Consider the following 20123-nt stretch of genomic DNA (forward strand, 5'->3'; position numbering starts at 1 on the left):
CCGCCGCGACACTCACGCAGTAGTCACTGGAGAGCCGGATGCCCGGAAACGGGCCAGTCCGGTTCGGGAGGGGGACGTTGGAAAAGGACCTGCCCAGCAGGCACCTCGCCAACGTCCTACCTCGCACACCAACTTCACGGAATCAATCATCTAGGCCAGATGATCGAGAAGCAGCGCGGTCAGCGTCTCGGGCACCTCCTCCGGCACCCAGTGCGAGACGTCCTCCAGCATCTCGAACCGGTAGGCCCCGGTGACCCACTTGCCGCAGGCCAGGGCCGCCGCGGAGCCGAACGCGACGTCCTCGGTGCTCCACACGTACATCGTCGGCACCGCCACCGCCTCGGGCGCGACGTTCCACCGCGCGGCGCGGTACCAGTTCAGCGCGGCGGTCAGCGCGCCCGGCTCGGACAGCCGCACCACGTAGTCGTCGATCTGCGACGGCGCGGGCCGGTACTCGTAGATCCGGCGCAGCGCGGCCGCGTCGTCGTCCAGCAGCCGCCGCTCGGCCGAGCGCTCCCGGAACACCGCCATGTACTGCGACCGGAGCTGCTGTTCCTCGTCCTCGCGCAGCGCCGCGGCCAGCGCGCTCGGGTGCGGTGTGGACACCGCCGTCAGCGTGCGGACCCGCTCGGGGTGTTCGGCGGCGGTGTGCCAGGCCACGGTCGCGCCCCAGTCGTGGCCCACCAGGTCGAACCGCGACCAGCCCAGCTCGTCGGCGATCGCCAGCACGTCGCCGACCAGCTCGTCCATCCGGTAGTCGGCCACCTCCTCCGGCCGCACGCCGGGGGAGTAGCCGCGCTGGTCGAACGCGACCGCGTGGTAGCCGGCGCGGCCCAGCTCGGCCACCTGGTGCGCCCACGCGGTGGCGGCCTCGGGGAAGCCGTGCAGCAGCAGGACCGGGCGGTCGCCGGGGGAGCCGCCGGACAGCGCGTCGAATGTGCCCGCCGCCGTGGTGATCTGGACATGGTCGCTCACCCGGCGCACGTTACCGAGCACCACCGACACGGGCTGTGATCCGGGCCCGGCAGACCAGGCCGGCGGGGCTCGGTTTGCGAACATGGAGGTGTGAACGAGTCTTCGGAGCCCGCTCCGCACCTCCGGGTCTTCGGCGACCCCGACACCGTCCGCGCCGTCGTGCTCGTGCTGCACGGCGGCCGTGAGCGCGGGCACGCCCGAGTGCGCCGCTTCCAGCTCGCCTACCTGCGGATGATCCCCTTCGCCAAGGACATCGCCCGTGGCGGTGCCGACAAGGGCATCGCCGTCTGGCTGCTGATGAACCGCTTGCGCGGCTGGAACGCCCCCGCCCTCGACCCGGTGCGGGACGCCAGGTGGGCGCTCGACGAGATCCGCCGCGTGCACGGCGACGTACCGGTCGTGCTGGTCGGGCACTCCATGGGCGGCCGGGTCGCGCTGCGCGTGGCGGGCGACGAGTCCGTGGTCGCGGTGTGCGGGCTGGCCCCGTGGACCAAGCCGGGCGAGCCGGTCGACCAGCTCGCCGGGCGCACCGTGCTCATCGCGCACGGCGTGCAGGACCGGATGACCGACCCGGAGCTGTCCTACAGCTACGCCCGCCGCGCCAAGCTCGTCACCGACCGGGTCGCCCGGTTCGACGTGCACGGCGAGAGCCACGCGATGCTGCGCCAGGCCGACAAGTGGACGCGCCTGGTCACCGGCTTCGTCCTTGGTGTCCTCGACACCCAACCGATCGACCCGGTCATAACGAATGCACTGGGACAGCCCTCGCCGGAAGGGCTCCGTGTTCCGCTCTAGAGGAGGACCCCAGTGACGGCTGGCGATCGACGGCGCGTGGCGGTCATCGGGAGCGGTGTCTCGGGTTTGACCGCGGCCTACTTGCTCCAGCGCCGCTACGACGTGACCCTGTTCGAGGCCGACGACCGGATCGGCGGGCACGCGCACACCCACGACCTGCCCACCCCCGACGGCGGGCTCACCCAGGTCGACAGCGGGTTCATCGTGCACAACGAGCGGACCTACCCGAACCTGCTGCGGCTGTTCGCCGAACTCGGCGTGGCCACCCGCGCCTCCGAGATGTCGATGAGCGTGCGCTGCGAGGGCTGCGGCCTGGAGTACGCGGGGGCCCGCGGCGCCAAGGGCATCTTCGCCCAGCCCGCCAGCCTGACCCGGCCGCGGTTCCTGCGCATGCTCGCCGAGGTGAAGCGGTTCCATGTGCACGCCAAGCGGGTGCTGCGCGAGGACCCTGGCGAGATCACGCTGCGCGGGTTCGTCGTGATCGGGGGCTACTCGCAGTACTTCGTCGACCACTTCCTCATCCCGGTCGTGTCCGCGGTGTGGTCATCGGGCGCCGAGCTGAGCATGCGCTACCCCGCGCGCTACCTGTTCGAGTTCCTCGACCACCACGGCATGCTCGCGGTCACCGGCTCACCCCAGTGGAAGACCGTCGTCGGCGGCTCCCGGACCTATGTGGAGCGTGCGGTCAAGGGGCTCTCGGCCGTGGCGGTGTCCACTCCGGTCCGCGCGCTGCGCCGCGACGGCGACCAGGTCGAGGTTCGCGACGACGCCGACGACGTGCACCGCTTCGACCGCGCGGTCGTGGCCACCCACCCCGACCAGGCGCTGCGGCTGCTGGCCGAGCCCACCGCGGCCGAGCGGGCCGTGCTCGGCGCGTTCGCCTACTCGACCAACGAGACGCTGCTGCACACCGACACCTCGATCCTGCCGCGCGCGGAGAACGCCCGCGCGTCCTGGAACTACCTCAAGCCCGCGTGCGCGTCGGTGGACGGCCCGGTGCAGGTCAGCTACCACATGAACCGGCTCATGGGGCTCTCCGAGCCGGAGGACTACGTGGTCAGCCTCAACGCGGCCGCGCGCATCGGCGAGACCAGCGTGCTGCGGCGGATGGTCTACGAGCACCCGATCTACACCCCGGAGTCCGTGGCGGCGCAGCGCAGGCTGCCCGAGCTGAACGACGGCACCCTCGCCTACGCGGGCGCCTACCACGGCTGGGGTTTCCACGAGGACGGCTGCGCGTCGGGCGTGCGCGCGGCCGAGTGCCTCGGGTCCGGTTGGGACACATGACCGCCGCCCTCTACGACGCCTCCGTCAGCCACGTCCGGTTCGAACGGATCGACAAGGCGTTCGAGCACCCGGTCTACCTGTGGCTGGTGGACCTCGACGAGCCGCCGCGGCTGCCCCGGTGGCTGCGGCCGTTCGCGCGGTTCGAGGCGCGCGACCACCTCGGCGACCCGGCATCGTCCATCAAGGACAATCTGGTGCGCTGGCTGGCCACACAGGGCGTGGCGGTCACCGGGCGGGTGCTGATGCTGGCCAACGCCCGGGTGCTCGGCTACGTGTTCAACCCGATCACGGTCTACTGGGTGCACGACGCGGACGGCGAACTGGCGTGCGTGGTCGCCGAGGTGCACAACACCTACGGTGAGCGCCACTGTTATCTGCTGCGCACCGACGAGGCGGGCCGGGCGCGCACCGACAAGGAGTTCTACGTCTCGCCGTTCCTGGAGATGGGCGGGCACTACCTGATGCGGGTGCCGCGGCCCGGTGCGAGGCTTTCCCTCACGGTAACCCTGCGGCAGAACGGAAAGACACCGTTCACCGCAACCCTCACGGGTACCCGCAAGGACGCCACCCCGGCGGAGGTGATCAGGATGATCCTGCGTCGTCCGCTGATGACCCAGTGGGTCTCGGCCCTGATCCGCAGACACGGCGTCGCGCTGTGGCTGCGCCGGGTCCCGGTCGTCCGCCGCCCCAAGCACATCCCGCAAGAAGGAGTCCAGTGACCGAAACCTCCCTCCGGCCCGGTGGCACCTCGTCCGACCGGCCGGTCCAGCACCAGACCGACGACGGCTGGGAGACCCTGTTCACCCCGCCGAACAACCCGATGCGGGCCCGGATCGCCCGCGGCCTGTTCCACAACGCGGTCCGCACCCTGCCCATCCGGGTCGTGTTCCCCGGCGGGCGCCGGATCGGCGCGGGCGGCCCCGACTCGCCGGTCATGCGGATCCACCGTCCGGCGGCGTTCTTCCACCGGCTCGGGGTGGACGCGAAGATCGGCTTCGGCGAGGCGTACATGGTGGGCGACTGGACCAGCAACTCGCTGGTCGAGCTGCTGACCGAGTTCTCCGCGCGGATGAGCACGCTGATCCCGCCGCGGCTGCAGGCGTTCCGGCGCTGGGTCGACCGGCGCCAGCCGTCCTCGGAGGAGAACACGGTCTCCGGTTCGCGGCAGAACATCCACCGGCACTACGACCTGTCGAACGAGCTGTTCGCCACCTTCCTCGACGAGACCATGACCTACTCCTCGGCGTGGTTCGAGCCCGGCTCCACCGACCTCCACAAAGGACAGTTGCGCAAGATCGACGGCGTGCTGGACTACGCGATGGTCGGCCCCGACACGCACGTGCTGGAGATCGGCACCGGCTGGGGCGCGCTGGCCCTACGGGCCGCCGAGCGCGGTGCCCGGGTCACCTCGCTCACCATCTCCGCCGAGCAGAAGGCGTTGGCGGAGAAGCGAATCGCCGACGCGGGCATGGCCGACCGGGTGCAGGTGCTGATGCGCGACTACCGCGAGGCCCAGGGCAGCTACGACGCCGTGGTCAGCGTGGAGATGATCGAGGCGGTCGGCGAGCGCTACTGGCCGACCTACTTCGGCGCCGTCGACCGCCTGCTCAAGCCGGGCGGGCGGTTCGGCCTGCAGTCGATCACCATGCCGCACGACCGGATGATGGCCACCAAGGACTCCTACACCTGGATCCACAAGTACGTCTTCCCCGGCGGCATCATCCCCTCGCCCGAGGCGGTGCAGAGCAGCCTCGCCCAACACACCTCGATGCGGGTGCACGCGTTCCGCGACTTCGGCCACGACTACGCCGAGACCCTGCGGCAGTGGCGGCTGCGGTTCCTCGGCCACTGGTCGCAGGTGTCCGCGCTCGGCTTCGACGACACCTTCCGCCGCATGTGGGAGTTCTACCTCGCCTACTGCGAGGCGGGCTTCCGCTCGGGCTACATCGGCGTGCGGCAGTTCTCCATCGGCCGCTGACGCCGCGGGCGCGGGCCGGGTGATCAACCGATCGCCCGGCCCGTACCGTGTGCGAGGCAACCTCCGAGCGTGGTCCCGCGTCCTGTGGACGGGAGTGGGAGAATCCCGCGCGAAGGGGAACGGTGTTCGTGACTCGCCAGGCTGGTGACACTCGCATGACCTATGGACCCGCCCAGGGGCAGCCGAATCGACCGGGCTACAACCCGACCCGTCGGATGGACCAGCCCAGGTCGCCTCAGCAGCCGCCGCCAGCGTATCGGCCGCCGCAGGGTCACCGAGTCCCTCCAGGACAAGGTCACCCGCTGCCGCCCGGACGCGGCGGTCCGCCGCCCCGGCAGGGTGGTCCGGTTCCGCCGCCGCGGCGCAAGCGGCGCTTCGGCCGGGTGGCGCTGGTCGTGCTGCTGGTCATCGTGGCGCTGCTCGCCGCCCTGTGGATCTACCTGGAGTCTTCGCTCAACCGCGTCGCGGCGCTGGGCGACTACGAGGGCAGGCCCGCCGCGGGTGCGGGGACCAACTGGCTGATCGTCGGCTCCGACAGCCGTGCGGGCCTCACCGCCGAGGACGAAGAGCGCTTGGCCACCGGCGACGCCAAGGGCCAGCGCACCGACACGATCATGCTGATGCACATCCCGGACAACGACACCAAGCCCACGCTGGTGTCGCTGCTGCGCGACTCCTATGTGGACATTCCGGGCAAGGGCAAGAACAAGCTCAACGCCGCCTACGCCTTCGGCGGCCCGCAACTGCTGGCCAAGACCGTCGAGCTGAACACCGGCCTGCGGCTCGACCACTACATGGAGATCGGCTTCGGCGGCTTCGCCGACGTCGTGGACGCGGTCGGCGGCGTCGAACTGTGCCTGGCCGCCCCGATCGAGGACCCGCTCGCGGGTATCAACCTGCCCGCGGGCTGCCAGGAACTCGACGGCGCCAAGGCGCTCGGCTACGTCCGCACCCGCAAGGGGCCGCGCGCCGACCTCGACCGGGTGATCCGCCAGCGCGAGTTCATCGGCGCGCTCACCGACAAGGCCACCAGCCTGGGCACGATCCTCAACCCGTTCAAGCTGTTCCCCCTGCTGGGCAGCGCGCCGGACGCGATCACCGTGGACGAGGGCGACCACCTGCACCACCTGCCCAGCCTGGCGTTCGCCATGGGCGCCGCGGGCAGTGGCGGCCTGACCACGACCACCGTGCCGATGGGTGGCGCGCAGAGCGTCAAGGGGGTCGGGTCGGTGATCGTGTGGGACAAGGCCAAGGCGCCCAGGCTGTTCGAGGCGCTCAAGACCGACGCGGAGGTCCCGGCCGACGTCATCGTCGGTCCGCCCGGGGGCTGAGCCGGTCCGCTCGGGGGCTGAGCCGGCAAACGGTAACCCCTGTCCCGGTCACGGACCGTGCCCCTACACTCGCCGGCGGCGACGATGCGGATGACCTCGCCGCCGACGAAGGAGGAGCCACGTGACAACCCTGCTCACCCGGCTGCACCAGGGGGTGGTCGCCGCCGTGCTGGTCGCGGGCAGTCTTGTGGTCACCGCCGGGCCCGCCACCGCCGACCGGCCGCCCAGGGTCACCAACGGGCCGTGCCAGTACGCCGAGACCCCGGATGACCCCGCCGCCCGGCCGGTGCCGCTGCCGCGCGACCCGCGGCGCACGCCGAACCGGGGCACGGTCGACGTCGAGCTCAAGACCACTCAGGGCCGGATCACGCTGACGTTGGACCGCGCGCAGGCGCCGTGCACGGTGCAGAGCTTCCTGCACCTCACGCGGCACCGGTTCTATGACCTGACCACCTGCCACCGGCTGACCGCGTACCCGACGCTGAAGGTGCTGCAGTGCGGCGACCCCAGCGGCACGGGGGAGAAGGGTCCGGGCTACAAGTACAAGGACGAACTGCCGACGACCCTGCCGCCCTGGCCCGGCGACACGACCGGCACGCGCAAGGTCTACGCGCGCGGCACGCTGGCCATGGCGAATGCCGGGCCGGACACCAACGGCAGCCAGTTCTTCCTGGTGTACGGCGATTCCCGGCTGCGCCCGGACTACACGGTGTTCGGCACCGTGGACGCCACCGGATTGTCCACTGTGGACAAGGTGGCCGCCGGCGGGATCGTGCCGACGGCCGAGGAGCCCGCACCGGTCGACGGCACGCCGGTGCTGACCACGACGATCCGCACCGCCCGCGCGTGCTGACCTGAGACGCGAGGAAGGTGGCCTTCGAAGATCGAAGGCCACCTTCCTCGCGTCTGGGCTACTGGTCCTTGTGGTCGCTCTGGGCGATGATCGTGTTCAGCAGGCTGACGACCTGCTGATGCCCGGTGGCGGCGGCGTCGAACTTGCCGCGCATCTCGGTGAACCCGGTGTCGACGTGGCTGCGGAGGTCGGTCAGGTCTTCGCGCATCGCGTTGAGGACTCGGGTGTTCTGCTCGCGGAATTCGCGGATCTCAGTGCGGATCTCGCTGACGTCCCGGTCCGCGCCGCCCGCCAACACGCGGGCGGCCGCCGCGTCTCGCGCACTGTGGGATACGCGGTCGACCAGTGTGCGTACCTGCGTTTCCAGCGCGGTCACGCGAGCCTCAAGGTTGTCGGGCTGAGCCATGGCCGAAGTTTACCGGTTCGCCACCGCGAAGGAGTCCGACCGAGGTCGGACTCCTTCGAAGGTGTGAATACCTCAGGCGGCGTTCTTGCGGGCGCGCAGCACTTCGAGCGCCTTGTCCGCGTGCACGGCCATGCGAAGTTCGCTCTTGACCGCCTCCAGCACCTTGCGGTCGGTGTCGATCACGAAGGTCTTGCGCTTGGTCAGCAGCGGGCCGAACTTGCGCCGGACGCCGAACTCGGTCGCCACGGTGCCGTCCGGGTCGGACAGCAGCGGGAAGTCGAACGAGTTGAGGGTGGAGAACTGCGCCTGCTTGTCGACCGAGTCCGGGCTGATCCCGATGCGGTGCGCGCCGACCTCGGCGAACTCCGCCGCGAGGTCGCGGAAGTGGCAGCTCTCCGCGGTGCAGCCGCCGGTCATCGCCGCCGGGTAGAAGAACAGCACGACCGGACCGGTGTCGAGGAACTCCTGCAGCGAGCGTTCCTTCCCGGTCTCGTCCTTGAGCTTGAAGTCGGACACGAGGTCTCCGGGCTTCATAGGGACAACTCCTCGATTCTGTTAGACGGCGTGGGTTTTCTTCGGGGGCAGCGGAAAGAACCCGCTCGTGCGTGCAACGTACTCGGCGTAGCCGGGGCGGCTGTTGGACAGGTGCTTCTCGGTCAGCGGTTTGCCGGTGCCCTTGGCCAGCAGGTAGGTCATGGCCAGCGGCGAGAGCACGGTGGCCGCGCCCACCCACGAGTGGCACGCCAGCAGGTAGAGCCCCCACCACACGCACGCGTCGCCGAAGTAGTTGGGGTGCCGGGTGAAGCGCCACAGGCCGGTGGCGAGCACGGTGCCCTTGTTCACCGGGTCGGCGGCGAACCGGCTGAGTTGCCAGTCGCCGACGGTCTCGAACAGGAACCCGGTCAGCCATACCGCGACGCCCAGGTAGCCCAGGATTCCGAACGACTGCTCGCCGTACTGCGCGACCTGCACCGGCAGCGACACGAACCACATGATCACGCCCTGGGGCAGGAACACGACCCGCACCATGTGCGCGTTGGGACTGCCCTTGGCGTCGGAAAGGATCTTGGCGTAGCGGCGGTCTTCCGGCTTGCCGTGGTTGCGGATGTGCAGGTGCGCGGCGAGGCGGACGCCCCAGATCACCGTGAGCGCGGTGACGACGAGCCGCAACGCCAGCGATCCGTCCCCTGTGGACAGTCCAAAGGAGACCAACGCGACGCCGGCGAAACCCAGACCCCACACGGTGTCGATGGTGTCCCACTTGCCGCGGCGCAGGCTGATCGCGAACGTGGCCGCCATGACCAGAGCCACCGCGGCGGCGCTGACGGCGAGGTTGAGCAGCAGGGCGCCGTAGTTCACCGGGCGACCTCGGCCTGCGGCCGGTGGGCCAGCAGCTCGGCCCGGGTGCGTGGCAGCCCGGCCGAGCCCACCGCGGTCGGCCGGACCGCGAGGATCTGGTCGACGCCCATCCGGTTCTCCGCGAACGCGAGCGCGCCGCCCGCCATGTAGAGCCGCCAGACCCGGGCCTGCTGCTCACCGACCAAAGCGACCAGCTCGTCCCACTTCCGCTCCAGCGTGTCCGCCCAGGCCAGCACCGTCCACACGTAGTGCTCGCGGATCGCCTCGACGTCGCGGACCTCCAGGCCGGCGTCCGTCAGCAGGTCGACGGTCTGCCCGACCGGGCGCATGTTCATGTCGGGGGCCACATAGGACTCGATGAACGCGCCACCGCCCTGCGCGACCGCGCCGCGCGACATCTGTTGCAGCAGCAGGCGTCCCTCCGGTTTGAGCATCCTGAACAGGGTGGCCGCGTACACCGGGTAGTTCTTCGCGCCGACGTGCTCACCCATCTCCAGGGTGCCGATCGCGTCGAACGGCTCGTCGGCCAGCTCGCGGTAGTCCTGCAGCCGCACGTCGACCCGGTCGGTCAGGTCGTATTCGTCGAGCCGGGCGAGGATGAACTGGCGCTGCTCCTTGGACAGGGTGATGCCGGTGACGTGCACCCCGTAGTGCTTGGCGGCGTGGATGGACAGCGAACCCCAGCCGCAGCCGACGTCGAGCATGCGCATGCCGGGCTTGAGGCCGAGCTTGGTGCACACCAGGTCGAGCTTGTCGCGCTGGGCGTCCTCGACGGTGTAGCCGGGCTCGCGGGAGGTCCAGTAGCCGCAGGAGTAGGCCATCTGCGGGTCGAGCACGCGCTTGTAGAACTCGTTGGACAGGTCGTAGTGGTGCGCGATCGCGGCCCGGTCGCGCGCCTTGGTGTGTTCCTTGCCCGAGAGCCGCGCCTCCTCGGCGGGCACGGGCGGGCGCTTGCCGACGATGCCGAGCTTGACGCCGGTCAGCACCAGCTCGGCCTTCTCCTTCAGCGTCAGCTTCGGCTTGCTGATCTTGCTTTCCCGGGTCAGCGCCCAGAACAGGGCCAGCGCCTCGTAGAGGTCCCCCTCGACGTCGAGGTCGCCGGAGACGTACGCGCGGGCCAGGCCGAGCTCGTTCGGGTCCCACAGCAGCCGCCGCAGCGCCCGCCGCGATCGGACGATGCCCACCGGTCCGCCCTGGGGGCCCGCCTCGCTGCCGTCCCAGGCCCGCAGCCGGATCGGTAGCGGCGCGCCGAGCACGCGTTCGGCGACCTCGGCCAGTGTGGATGCGACTGGGGCGGATGCGGCCACCGCTGGGCTCCGATCGTCGTCGTGGCACGGTTGCGGGTTATTCGTCGTCACACCGTCGGGGGATGGGTTCCCGGACCGGCGGCACAGGGTGAAAATATCGGGTCCGTGACGACGACGACAGCAGGCGGCCGGTTCGCGCGCGCCGTGACCGAGGTGTTCTCCCCGGCGGTGGTCGTGCTGGTGCTGCCGCTCGCGGTCGCCTGGCACGCGACGGCCCACCACCTCGGCGCGACGCTGCTGTGGGGCCTGTCGGTGGCGCTGTTCTCCAGCGTTCTGCCGATGGCCTTCATCCTGCGCGGTGCCCGGCAGGGCCGCTGGGACACCCACCACGTGCGCGACCGCGAACACCGGTTCCTGCCCCTGATGGTCGGCCTCGGCTCGACCACGGTCGGCATCGCGTTGCTCCTCGTCGGCGACGCGCCGCGGGAGGTGGTGGCGCTGTCGGTGTCGATGTTCGCCACGCTGGCGGTGTGCATCGCGGTCACCCGGTTCTGGAAGGTCTCGCTGCACGCGGCGGTCGCGGGCGGTGCCATCGCCATGGTCGCCCTGCTCTACGGCCCGTGGAGCCTGCCGCTGCTCGGCCCGCTGGCGCTGGTGTGCTGGTCGCGGGTGGTGCTGGGGGATCACACGGTGGCCCAGGTGCTGGTGGGCGCGTTACTCGGCCCGGTCGTCGGCGGCGCCGTCTTCCTCTTGGTCCGCTGACGCTTCTAAGCTGGCCCGGTGTGGGAGCTGGCGCAGGTGAACGTGGCGATCATGCGCGCACCGCTGACCGACCCGTCGATGGCCGAGTTCGCGGCCGCCTTCGACCCGGTCTCCCGACTGGCCGACGACACCCCCGGCTTCGTCTGGCGCCTGCGCTCCACGGGCGGCCACGCCGTGATCACCCGCGACGGTTGCGAGCAGGTCGTGAACCTCTCGGTGTGGCGGGACTACCGAAGCATGCACGAGTTCGTCTACCGCAGTGCCCACGGCCGACTGCTGCTGCACCGGGACAGGTGGTTTCGCCCCACACCGCAGCCGTCGACCGCGCTGTGGTGGATGCGCGCGGGTGAACTGCCCGGCATCGAGCACGCGCTGGCCCGGTTGAGCCACCTGCGGAGGTTCGGACCGTCCCCGCAGGCGTTCTCCCTGCTGCGACAGTTCACCCAAGACGGCAGACCCATCCGACGCGGCAGCCGGTCCGGTCAGTAGTCCATCCGCGCGTGAATGAGCGTGTGTCGGTGGTGTGGCCCACGGATGCCGAAGGAAGGTGCATCGAACTGACAAGCGTCATCTTGTCCCGTGCCCTACTTGGCCGACTTTTCCAGGTCGGCCAGGCGAGCCATGACACGCGCCGCCATGTCGGCCGCGTTGAGGCGGTAGTCGGTCCACTTGTCCCGCGCGTTGCGTCCAGGTAGTCCTCTGCTTCTTCAGTGGACTCGGTCATGAGCCGCTCCCGCGTTGTTGGGCACCGCGACGTGCGAGGTTCGAGCAAGGCTAGTAGTCGACCCGGTCCGTTCGGGCGTCCCAGGCGGTGAACGGGTCCGTTTCCGTTCCGGTGCGCACCTGCGCCACCGCCACCGGCCAACTCTCCCGAGGGCGGGCGAACACCTCGTAGAACTCCCGATCGTCGAAGCCCGCCAACGCGGCGTCGTCGCGGTCGGCGGCGTAGAGGACCTGGTCGACGCGGGCCCACAGGGCGGCCGACAGGCAGAGCGGGCATGGTTCGCACGACGACACCAGGACGCAGCCGGTCAGCCGGAAGTCGCCGATCGTGGCGCAGGCTTGGCGGATGGCGACGACTTCGGCGTGGGCGGTCGGGTCCAGGTCGTGGGTGACCCGGTTGACCCCGCGGGCGAGCACCTCGCCGTCGCGCACGATCAGGGCGCCGAAGGGGCCGCCACCTGCGGCGACGTTGTCCTGGGCGAGGCGGATGGCCTCGTCGAGCCACTTCTCCATGGGTTACCTGACCGTCCTGCTGCGGCCGCGGAACTCCGCGACGACCTCGGCACCGCGGGACACGGTGACGTCGTAGATGCCGCTGCGCCCGTACCGCGTGCGCTCGGTCGCCCGCGCGACCAGCACATCGCCCAGGTGGACGGCGGCGACGAAAGTGATGTCCGCGCCCGCCGCAACGGTGACCGGGCCGTGGCTGTTGCACGCGCACGCGAAAGCGGTGTCGGCCAGCAGGAACACGTAGCCGCCGTGGCCGATGCCGTGGCCGTTGACCATGGTCTCGGTGACCGTCATGCCCACTTCGGCGTGGCCGGGCCCGGCGGCGTGCAGCGTGATGCCGAGCGAGGCCGACGCCAGGTCGTCGGCCATCATCCGGGTGACGGGCTCTGGGGTCATGGCTCCTCGATATGGTCGGCAGGCCGCCATCGTAGGCGGGAGAGTTCCACCACAGACTCCTTGCACTTCCGAATGTAGGACGTCAAACTAAATTACTCGGTCCTACATGTCCCAGGAGGCCCGCCATGTCCGCACCGCTGTACCGCCCGGCGCACCCGGTCCGGTTCGTGACCGCGGCCAGCCTGTTCGACGGGCACGACGCGGCGATCAACATCATGCGCCGGATCCTGCAGGCCCAGGGTGCCGAGGTGATCCACCTGGGGCACAACCGGTCGGTCCGCGAGGTCGTCGCGGCGGCCATCCAGGAGGACGTCCAGGGCGTGGCGATCAGCGCCTACCAGGGCGGCCACGTCGAGTACTTCAGCTACCTGGTCGAACTGCTGGCCGAGCAGGGCGCCGGCCACGTCAAGGTGTTCGGCGGGGGCGGCGGCGTCATCGTCCCCGACGAGATCAAGCTGCTGCACGCGCGCGGTGTGGCGCGGATCTTCTCCCCGGCGGACGGCCAGACCCTCGGCCTCACCCGGATGATCAACTCGATGATCGAGGCGTGCGACGTCGATCCGGCCCAGGCGGCGCCCGTCGACCGCGACGCGCTGCTCGCGGGCGACCACAGCGCGCTGTCCCGGGCCATCACCCAGATCGAGGCGGGCACTCTCGCCGACGACGTGCGCGCCGCCATCGCCGACGCCGCGCGCACGGTGCCCGTGCTGGGCATCACCGGCACGGGCGGCTCCGGCAAGTCCTCGCTGACCGACGAACTGGTCCGCAGGCTCCGCCTCGACCAGCAGGACAAGCTGCGCATCGCGGTCATCGCCGTCGACCCGACCCGGCGCCGCGGCGGCGGCGCGCTGCTCGGCGACCGCATCAGGATGAACGCCCTCGACGGCGGCACCGTGTTCTTCCGCTCCATGGCCACCCGCGGCGCGGGCTCCGAGGTTCCCGACGGCCTGGCTGACGCGATCGCCGCGTGCAAGGCGGCGGGCAACGACCTGGTGATCGTGGAGACCCCCGGCATCGGCCAGGGCGACGCCGCGATCGTGCCCTACGTCGACACCTCGCTGTATGTGATGACACCGGAATTCGGCGCCGCGTCACAGCTTGAGAAGATCGACATGCTCGACTTCGCCGACGTGGTGGCCATCAACAAGTTCGAGCGCCGCGGCGCCGAGGACGCCCGCCGCGACGTGGCCCGCCAGCTCGTGCGCAACCGCGAGGCGTTCGGCCAGTCGTGGGAGGACATGCCGGTCTTCGGCACCAGCGCCGCCACCTTCAACGACGACGGTGTCACCGCGCTCTACCTGGAACTGCGCGGACTACTGGCTGACAAGGGCGTCGCGTTCGGCGAGGGCACGCTGGCGCGCGTCGAGACCCGAGTGTCCACTTCGGCCTCGACGATCGTGCCGCCCGCGCGGGCGCGCTACCTGTCCGAGATCGCCGAGATGGTCCGCGGCTACCACCGCGAGACCGACGAGCAGGTCGCCGCGGTGCGCACGCACTCCGCGCTTTCGACCGCGCGGCAGGCGCTTTCCGCCGCCGGTTCGTCCACTGAGGATATCGAGCGACTGGCCGCCGATGCCGAGCGGCGAGTCGACCGCGACACCGCCGAGCTGCTCGCCCAGTGGCCCGCGACCGTCGAGCGGTACGCCGCGGACGAGCTGGTGGTGCGGGTCCGCGACAAGGAGCTGCACACCACACTGTGGCGGGAAACCCTGTCCGGCAACCGGGTTCCGCGGGTGGCGCTGCCCCGCTTCGACGACGACCCGTCGCTGGTCCGGTTCCTGCGCAAGGAGAATCTGCCCGGCGGCTTCCCGTACACCGCGGGGGTGTTCCCGTTCAAGCGCGAGGGCGAGGACCCGGCCAGGATGTTCGCGGGCGAGGGCGACGCCTTCCGCACCAACCGCCGGTTCAAGCTGCTCTCCGCGGGCAACCCGGCCACGCGGCTGTCCACCGCGTTCGACTCGGTGACGCTCTACGGCCGCGACCCCGACACCCCGCCCGACGTCTACGGCAAGGTCGGCACCTCCGGGGTGTCCATCGCCTCGCTGGACGACATGAAGGCGCTCTACGACGGGTTCGACCTCACCTCGCCGACCACCTCGGTGTCGATGACGATCAACGGCCCCGCGCCGACGATCCTGGCGTACTTCCTCAACACCGCCATCGACCAGCGCGTCGACGCGTTCGTGCTGGAGCACAACCGGGAGCCCTCGGCCGACGAGCACGCGGAGTTGGCCGCGTGGGCGCTGGCGAACGTGCGCGGCACGGTGCAGGCCGACATCCTGAAGGAGGACCAGGGCCAGAACACCTGCATCTTCTCCACCGAGTTCAGCCTGCGGATGATGGCCGACATCCAGGAGTGGTTCATCCGGCACAAGGTCCGCAACTTCTACTCGGTGTCGATCTCCGGCTACCACATCGCCGAGGCCGGGGCGAACCCGATCAGCCAGCTCGCGTTCACCCTCGCCAACGGCTTCACCTATGTGGAGTCGTACCTGGCCCGCGGCATGAACATCGATGACTTCGCGCCGAACCTGTCGTTCTTCTTCTCCAACGGGATGGACGCCGAGTACTCGGTGATCGGCCGGGTCGCGCGGCGCATCTGGGCGGTGGCGATGAAGCAGCGCTACGGCGCGGCCGAGCGCTCGCAGAAGCTCAAGTACCACGTGCAGACCTCCGGGCGTTCGCTGCACGCGCAGGAGATGAACTTCAACGACATCCGCACCACGCTGCAGGCGCTGTGCGCGCTGTACGACAACGCGAACTCCTTGCACACCAACGCTTTCGATGAGGCGATCACCACCCCGACCGAGTCGTCGGTGCGCCGCGCGATGGCTATCCAGCTCATCATCAACAAGGAGTGGGGCCTGTCGATGAACGAGAACCCGATGCAGGGTTCCTTCGTCATCGACGAGCTGACCGACCTGGTCGAGGAGGCCGTGCTCACCGAGTTCGATCGCATCTCCGACCGCGGCGGCGTGCTCGGCGCCATGGAGACCGGCTACCAGCGCGGCCGTATCCAGGACGAGTCGATGCTCTACGAGCACCGCAAGCACGACGGCACGCTGCCGCTGGTCGGCGTGAACACCTTCCTGCCCGCCAAGGGCGAGGAGGACGAGGTGTTCGAGATCGAGCTGGCCCGCGCCACCGAGGACGAGAAGCGCTCCCAGGTCGACCGCACCCGGGAATACCAGCGGCGACACGGCGACGAGGCACAGGCGGCGCTGGCGCGGCTGCGCGAGGTCGCCGCGTCCGACGGCAACGTGTTCGACGAGCTGATGACCGCGGCCAGGGTGTGCACGCTGGGTCAGGTCACCGAGGCGTTCTTCGAAGTCGGCGGTCAGTACCGGCGCAACGTGTGATGCGGGACAATCGCGGGGCGACAACGGTGTCGAGGGAAGAGATGAGGGTCGCCGAGTGAGCGAGCGTGCGAGTGAACCGAAGGCACCGAGCGAGATCAGCCGGGTCGGCGTGGTCGGGTCCGGTCTGATGGGGTCGGGCATCGCGGAGGTGTGCGCGCGGGCCGGGCTGGACGTCATCGTCGCCGAGGTGAGTGCCGACGCGCTGGCCGGAGGCCGCAAGCGCGTCGAGACCTCGCTGGCCCGCGGTGTGCGCAGCGGCAAGCTGGCCGAGCAGGAGCGGGACGCGGCGCTGTCGCGGATGCGGTTCACCACCGATCTCGGCGACTTCGCCGACCGGCAGGTCACCATCGAGGCGGTGGCCGAGATCGAGCAGGTCAAGGTCGACGTGTTCGCCACGCTGGACAAGGTCGTCACCGACCAGGACGCCATCTTCGCCTCGAACACCTCGTCCATCCCGATCATGAAGCTCGGCATGGCCACCTCGCGGCCCCAGCAGGTCATCGGCGTGCACTTCTTCAACCCGGTGCCGGTGCTCAAGCTGGTCGAGTTGGTGCCGTCGCTGCTCACCGCGCCGGAGGCCCGCGACCGCGCGAAGGACTTCGTGGAGTCCGCGCTGGGCAAGCAGGTCATCCTGTCCCAGGACCGCGCGGGCTTCGTCGTCAACGCGCTGCTGGTGCCGTACCTGCTGTCCGCGATCAGGATGATGGAGTCCGGCTTCGCCTCGGCCGACGACATCGACAGCGGCATGGTGCTCGGCTGCGCGCACCCGATGGGCCCGCTGCGGCTGACCGACCTCATCGGCCTGGACACCACCAAGGCCATCGCGGATTCGCTGTACTCGGAGTTCAAGGAGCAGCTCTACTCCGCGCCGCCGCTGCTGCTGCGCATGGTGGACGCGGGCCTGCTGGGCAAGAAGAGCGGCCGCGGCTTCTACCAGTACTAGTCTTCAGTACACAATGGACACTCGGCCGGTCGCCAGACGGCAGTCGCGATCTCGGTCAGCCACACCTGCGGCAGGCCGAGGCGCGGTCCGACCTGGGGGCCGGTGGGGGCGCAGACGAACACGCTCGCCAGGGCGACCGGGCAGCACCGCACTCGGTCAGCGCTCGCACGGTCGCCTCGGTGGCCGAGCCCAGGTTGATCGCGTCGTCGACTACCACCGCCCGGGTGCCGCGGACGTCGAGTCCGGGCGGCACGGCGTACCGCGGTGTGCCGTCGGCGGTGACTGTCCGCGTCGTGTAGGCGAACCGGGTGCCCAAGGCGGCGGCGACCCACTGAGCGAGGAACGCGCCGCCGTCGAGTGGGCCGACGACGAGGTCGGCGGCGGTCCCGGCCAGCTTCGCGGCGAGCAGGCCCGCCGCGTCGCGCAGTCGGGCCGGGTGGGTGATCAGCAGGTCGAGGTCGAGCCAGGTGTCGCCGTGGTGGCCGGATTCGAAGACGACGTGGCCGCGGCGCACAAGGTCGTTCGGGATGCCCATTCGACTATCCTGCCCGACCCGCACGAGTAATAGGGGCGTCAGCACTCGGCGTGCGGCGTTATCGATTTGGTGGATTACCCCGACGGTGCGTATTCAAACCCCGTTCTGGGGCTCGTACCAGCGAGAACAAGTTACCGGTGAGTCACTGGGTCGGGTGAATCGAATTCCGGTTGCACCGTCCGTTGACGTGTTCGTCACACTTGGGGCTGTACTCGGCGGTAATTCCGCACAGTGATGAGGTGGCACTTATCGCATTACGGCAGTCCGTGGGCATGCCCGGCGCCCGGCTGGCGGGCGTCGGGTCGTACCTTCCGACGGGTTCGGTCGGCAGCGCGGAGATCGCGGCCCGCTTCGGCCGCACCGCCGACTGGGTGCGCGAGCGCACCGGCATCGTCTCGCGGCGGTTCGCCTGCGTGGGCGAGACGGTCGACGACATGGCCGTCGCGGCGGGTGAGCGGGCGTTGGCGCACAGCGGGGTCGACGCCGCCGACCTCGACCTGGTGATCGTCGCGACGTGCAGCCTCGAAGTCCCCATCCCCGGTCTCGCCGCCGGGATCGCCGCCCGGCTCGGCGCGGCCCGGGCCGCCGCGTTCGACCTCAACGCGGCCTGCGCCGGGTTCTGCTACGCGCTGGCCGTCGCCGCCGACACGGTGCGGTCGGGCTCGGCGCGCACGATCCTGGTCGTGGGCACCGAGAAGATGTCCGCGCTGGTCGACCGGGCCGACCTCGGTACCTCGATCATCTTCGGCGACGGCGCGGGGGCGGCCGTGGTCACCGCGTCGGCCGAGCCCGGCATCGGCCCGATCGTCTGGGGCAGCGACGGCGCCGCGGCCGACCTGATCCACATGCCGACTGGCGGTCGGATGGCCATGGCGGGCCAGGCGGTTTTCCGGTGGGCCACCACCGAGATCCACCCGATCGCGCTACAGGCGTGCGAGCGCGCCGGTATTCGGCCAGGGGAGTTGGCCGCGATCGTGCCGCACCAGGCGAACCTGCGCATCGTGGAGGCGCTGGCGCAGAAGATCGGCGCCCCGGACGCCGTGGTCTCCCGCGACGTCGTGGAGTGCGGGAACACCTCGGCGGCGTCGATCCCGATGGCGCTGGACCGGTTGCTGGGGGAGGGTTTGGCGGCGCCGGAGGGGTTGGCGCTGCTGATCGGCTTCGGCGCCGGACTCACCTACGCGGCTCAGGTGGTGCGGCTGCCCGCGCGGGTCCCCGCCCCGGTGTAGCTCCCGCGATCAGGTCGCGATACCAGAAATAGGAGTCCTTCGGGGTGCGCGTCTGGGTCGCGTAGTCCACGTGCACCAGGCCGAACCGCTCCCGATACCCGGCCGACCACTCGAAGTTGTCCGTGGCCGAACATCGGCAGTGTCCTTTCGCGACAGTCAGCGGACGGGACTATGAGCGAATGTCACGTAGGAGTCGTGGCGGACCGGGACACCGTCAAGGGCGGCCGGGCGCGAATTCGTGGGGGCGTTTGCGCAGGCCGAGAAGCCATTGCACCGCCTGCTCACACCGAACCGCCGCGAACCCGTCACCGAACGGGTTCTCCGCCGGAGCCACCGCGAGCCGCTCGACATGGCTCAGCACCAGCTTCTCCGCGATCCGGGCGATCACGGCACGGTCGGCGCCCGCCGTCCACGGGTGGCCCGGGTGCGCGGGCTCGGCCCATGTGCCGCACTCCCCGCCCAGCACGAGCACCGGCACGCCGAAGCTCGGCGCCTGTTCCGCCAGGACGTCGGAGTCCGTGACCGCCGCCGCCGCGACCGAGAGCAGGCAGACCAGTTCCGGCTGGAGCAGCGGGTCGGTGATCGTGACTCGCACGAGCCGCCCGAGCATGTCGTAGGCGCGGTGGCGCAGGTCGCTGCCGCGCGGAGCGGGGAGGACGACCTCCAGGTCCGGGGTCGCCAGCACCAGGTCGGCGATTCCGTGCAGCACCCTGGTCAGCTCGTCGTCGGCCCAGTGTGTCGGGTCGAGCACCACCAACGCCATCCGGCACTCGCCCGCGACGACGGTGTCCTCGATGGCCTGTACCCGCGCGTCGGGGTGGCTTCGGTGGCGGTCGAGGGCGTCGAAACCGGCGTCGACGGCGGTGCTGCCGACAGTGACGACCTTCGGGCCCGCGTGCGCCTCGCCCGCGAGGTTGGCCGTCGCGTCGGGGGTGGCGGCCAGGTGCAGGGAGCAGACCTGGGCGATCAGCCTGCGGTGGCCCTCCTGCGGAAACGGTGCGGTGAGGTCGAAGGAGCGCACCCCGGCGTCGAGGTGCACCACCGGCACACGACGCCAGAACGCGGCCATGGCGCCCGCGAACGCGGTCGCGGTGTCACCCTGCACCACCACGGCGTCGGGCGGCCGGTCGGTGTACGCGTGGTCGAGCCCGGCGAGGAGCTGCGCCGCCGCGCGGGTGGTGTCCTGGCCGTCGCGGGCCAGCTCGACCAGCATGTCGGCGGCGAGCCCGAAGGCCGACAGCGTCTCGGTGACGGCGGTCGCGTGGTCGCCGCAGGCCAGCAGCACGGGCCGAACCCGGCCGCGGCGGCGCATCGCGGTGGCGAGCGGGGCCAGCTTCACCGCGGCCGACTGCTCACCGACGACGAGGCACACCTCGGGCACGCGCCCCGGCGGCAGCGGCTCGGGCAGCGGAACCAGCGTGTTCATCGGCCCCCT

The 20123-nt window shown here is 70.5% G+C and carries 20 protein-coding genes and 1 pseudogene; 11 read left to right on the plus strand and 10 right to left on the minus strand.

Annotated elements, in window-relative coordinates:
- Positions 1-150 precede the first annotated feature (150 nt).
- Entirely contained in the window at positions 151-975 is an 825-nt protein-coding gene (locus tag ACT4N7_RS24340; protein ID WP_444831159.1) for an alpha/beta fold hydrolase, read from the minus strand.
- A gap of 90 nt (positions 976-1065) precedes the next feature.
- Between ACT4N7_RS24340 and ACT4N7_RS24345 the strand changes: the two genes are divergently transcribed.
- The 6 genes from ACT4N7_RS24345 (at position 1066) to ACT4N7_RS24370 (ending at position 7219) form a co-directional block, all read left to right on the plus strand.
- Positions 1066-1770: an alpha/beta hydrolase gene (locus ACT4N7_RS24345; protein WP_444831160.1), complete on the plus strand. Its 705-nt coding sequence runs from the start codon at positions 1066-1068 to the stop codon at positions 1768-1770.
- Between the two features lie 12 nt (positions 1771-1782).
- A complete protein-coding gene (locus ACT4N7_RS24350; RefSeq protein WP_444831161.1) occupies positions 1783-3057 on the plus strand; it encodes an NAD(P)/FAD-dependent oxidoreductase in 1275 nt (424 codons plus the stop codon).
- The gene (locus tag ACT4N7_RS24355; RefSeq protein WP_444831162.1) at positions 3054-3776 is read left to right on the plus strand and encodes a DUF1365 domain-containing protein; all 723 of its coding nucleotides are present in this window, start codon (positions 3054-3056) and stop codon (positions 3774-3776) included. The genes ACT4N7_RS24350 and ACT4N7_RS24355 overlap by 4 nt, the downstream gene beginning before the upstream one ends.
- Positions 3773-5035 carry a class I SAM-dependent methyltransferase gene (locus ACT4N7_RS24360; protein ID WP_444831163.1) on the plus strand — a complete coding sequence of 421 codons (1263 nt, stop codon included), beginning with the start codon at positions 3773-3775 and terminating at the stop codon, positions 5033-5035. The genes ACT4N7_RS24355 and ACT4N7_RS24360 overlap by 4 nt, the downstream gene beginning before the upstream one ends.
- Before the next feature lie 383 nt (positions 5036-5418).
- Positions 5419-6366: an LCP family protein gene (locus ACT4N7_RS24365; RefSeq protein WP_444831164.1), complete on the plus strand. Its 948-nt coding sequence runs from the start codon at positions 5419-5421 to the stop codon at positions 6364-6366.
- Positions 6367-6487: 121 nt separating this feature from the next.
- Positions 6488-7219, plus strand: a complete 732-nt coding sequence (locus ACT4N7_RS24370) for a peptidylprolyl isomerase (RefSeq protein WP_444831165.1) — start codon at positions 6488-6490, stop codon at positions 7217-7219.
- A 58-nt stretch (positions 7220-7277) separates the two neighbouring features.
- Here the strand turns inward: ACT4N7_RS24370 and ACT4N7_RS24375 are convergent, their stop codons facing one another.
- The 4 genes from ACT4N7_RS24375 to ACT4N7_RS24390 all read right to left on the minus strand — a co-directional run bounded on the left by ACT4N7_RS24375 (position 7278) and on the right by ACT4N7_RS24390 (position 10291).
- Entirely contained in the window at positions 7278-7625 is a 348-nt protein-coding gene (locus ACT4N7_RS24375) for a permease (protein WP_444831166.1), read from the minus strand.
- A 72-nt stretch (positions 7626-7697) separates the two neighbouring features.
- Complete coding sequence (locus tag ACT4N7_RS24380) at positions 7698-8159, minus strand: peroxiredoxin (protein ID WP_444831167.1); 462 nt, start codon at positions 8157-8159, stop codon at positions 7698-7700.
- Positions 8160-8180: 21 nt separating this feature from the next.
- Entirely contained in the window at positions 8181-8924 is a 744-nt protein-coding gene (locus ACT4N7_RS24385) for a DUF1295 domain-containing protein (protein WP_444831198.1), read from the minus strand.
- Between the two features lie 56 nt (positions 8925-8980).
- Positions 8981-10291, minus strand: coding sequence for a class I SAM-dependent methyltransferase (locus tag ACT4N7_RS24390; RefSeq protein ID WP_444831168.1), 1311 nt, complete (start codon positions 10289-10291; stop codon positions 8981-8983).
- A gap of 105 nt (positions 10292-10396) precedes the next feature.
- Between ACT4N7_RS24390 and ACT4N7_RS24395 the strand changes: the two genes are divergently transcribed.
- Both ACT4N7_RS24395 and ACT4N7_RS24400 read left to right on the plus strand, forming a co-directional pair.
- Positions 10397-10993, plus strand: a complete 597-nt coding sequence (locus ACT4N7_RS24395) for a hypothetical protein (protein ID WP_444831169.1) — start codon at positions 10397-10399, stop codon at positions 10991-10993.
- Between the two features lie 18 nt (positions 10994-11011).
- The gene (locus ACT4N7_RS24400; protein WP_444831170.1) at positions 11012-11482 is read left to right on the plus strand and encodes a DUF3291 domain-containing protein; all 471 of its coding nucleotides are present in this window, start codon (positions 11012-11014) and stop codon (positions 11480-11482) included.
- Positions 11483-11767: 285 nt separating this feature from the next.
- Here the strand turns inward: ACT4N7_RS24400 and ACT4N7_RS24405 are convergent, their stop codons facing one another.
- Both ACT4N7_RS24405 and paaI read right to left on the minus strand, forming a co-directional pair.
- Positions 11768-12229: a nucleoside deaminase gene (locus ACT4N7_RS24405; protein WP_444831171.1), complete on the minus strand. Its 462-nt coding sequence runs from the start codon at positions 12227-12229 to the stop codon at positions 11768-11770.
- A gap of 3 nt (positions 12230-12232) precedes the next feature.
- On the minus strand, positions 12233-12598 hold the full coding sequence (paaI, locus tag ACT4N7_RS24410; protein ID WP_444831199.1) for a hydroxyphenylacetyl-CoA thioesterase PaaI: 366 nt from the start codon (positions 12596-12598) through the stop codon (positions 12233-12235).
- Positions 12599-12747: 149 nt separating this feature from the next.
- Between paaI and icmF the strand changes: the two genes are divergently transcribed.
- Both icmF and ACT4N7_RS24420 read left to right on the plus strand, forming a co-directional pair.
- Positions 12748-15981 (plus strand): fused isobutyryl-CoA mutase/GTPase IcmF, encoded by a 3234-nt coding sequence (gene icmF / locus ACT4N7_RS24415; protein WP_444831172.1) that lies wholly within the window; start codon positions 12748-12750, stop codon positions 15979-15981.
- A gap of 55 nt (positions 15982-16036) precedes the next feature.
- A complete protein-coding gene (locus ACT4N7_RS24420; protein WP_444831173.1) occupies positions 16037-16924 on the plus strand; it encodes a 3-hydroxybutyryl-CoA dehydrogenase in 888 nt (295 codons plus the stop codon).
- Between the two features lie 55 nt (positions 16925-16979).
- Here the strand turns inward: ACT4N7_RS24420 and ACT4N7_RS24425 are convergent, their stop codons facing one another.
- A complete protein-coding gene (locus ACT4N7_RS24425) occupies positions 16980-17459 on the minus strand; it encodes a phosphoribosyltransferase family protein (protein WP_444831174.1) in 480 nt (159 codons plus the stop codon).
- 239 nt (positions 17460-17698) lie between these two features.
- Between ACT4N7_RS24425 and ACT4N7_RS24430 the strand changes: the two genes are divergently transcribed.
- On the plus strand, positions 17699-18688 hold the full coding sequence (locus ACT4N7_RS24430; protein WP_444831175.1) for a beta-ketoacyl-ACP synthase III: 990 nt from the start codon (positions 17699-17701) through the stop codon (positions 18686-18688).
- On the opposite strand, the pseudogene ACT4N7_RS24435 reads toward ACT4N7_RS24430, so the two are convergent.
- Positions 18633-18824 (minus strand): annotated as a pseudogene (locus tag ACT4N7_RS24435) (family 1 glycosylhydrolase); the annotation flags it as partial. The gene ACT4N7_RS24430 and the pseudogene ACT4N7_RS24435 sit on opposite strands and share 56 nt — an antisense overlap.
- 78 nt (positions 18825-18902) lie before the next feature.
- Positions 18903-20114, minus strand: coding sequence for a non-hydrolyzing UDP-N-acetylglucosamine 2-epimerase (gene wecB, locus ACT4N7_RS24440; RefSeq protein WP_444831176.1), 1212 nt, complete (start codon positions 20112-20114; stop codon positions 18903-18905).
- Positions 20115-20123: the final 9 nt, after the last annotated feature.

Origin of the sequence: Actinokineospora sp., from assembly GCF_052390155.1 — a bacterium.
Lineage (GTDB): Bacteria > Actinomycetota > Actinomycetes > Mycobacteriales > Pseudonocardiaceae > Actinokineospora.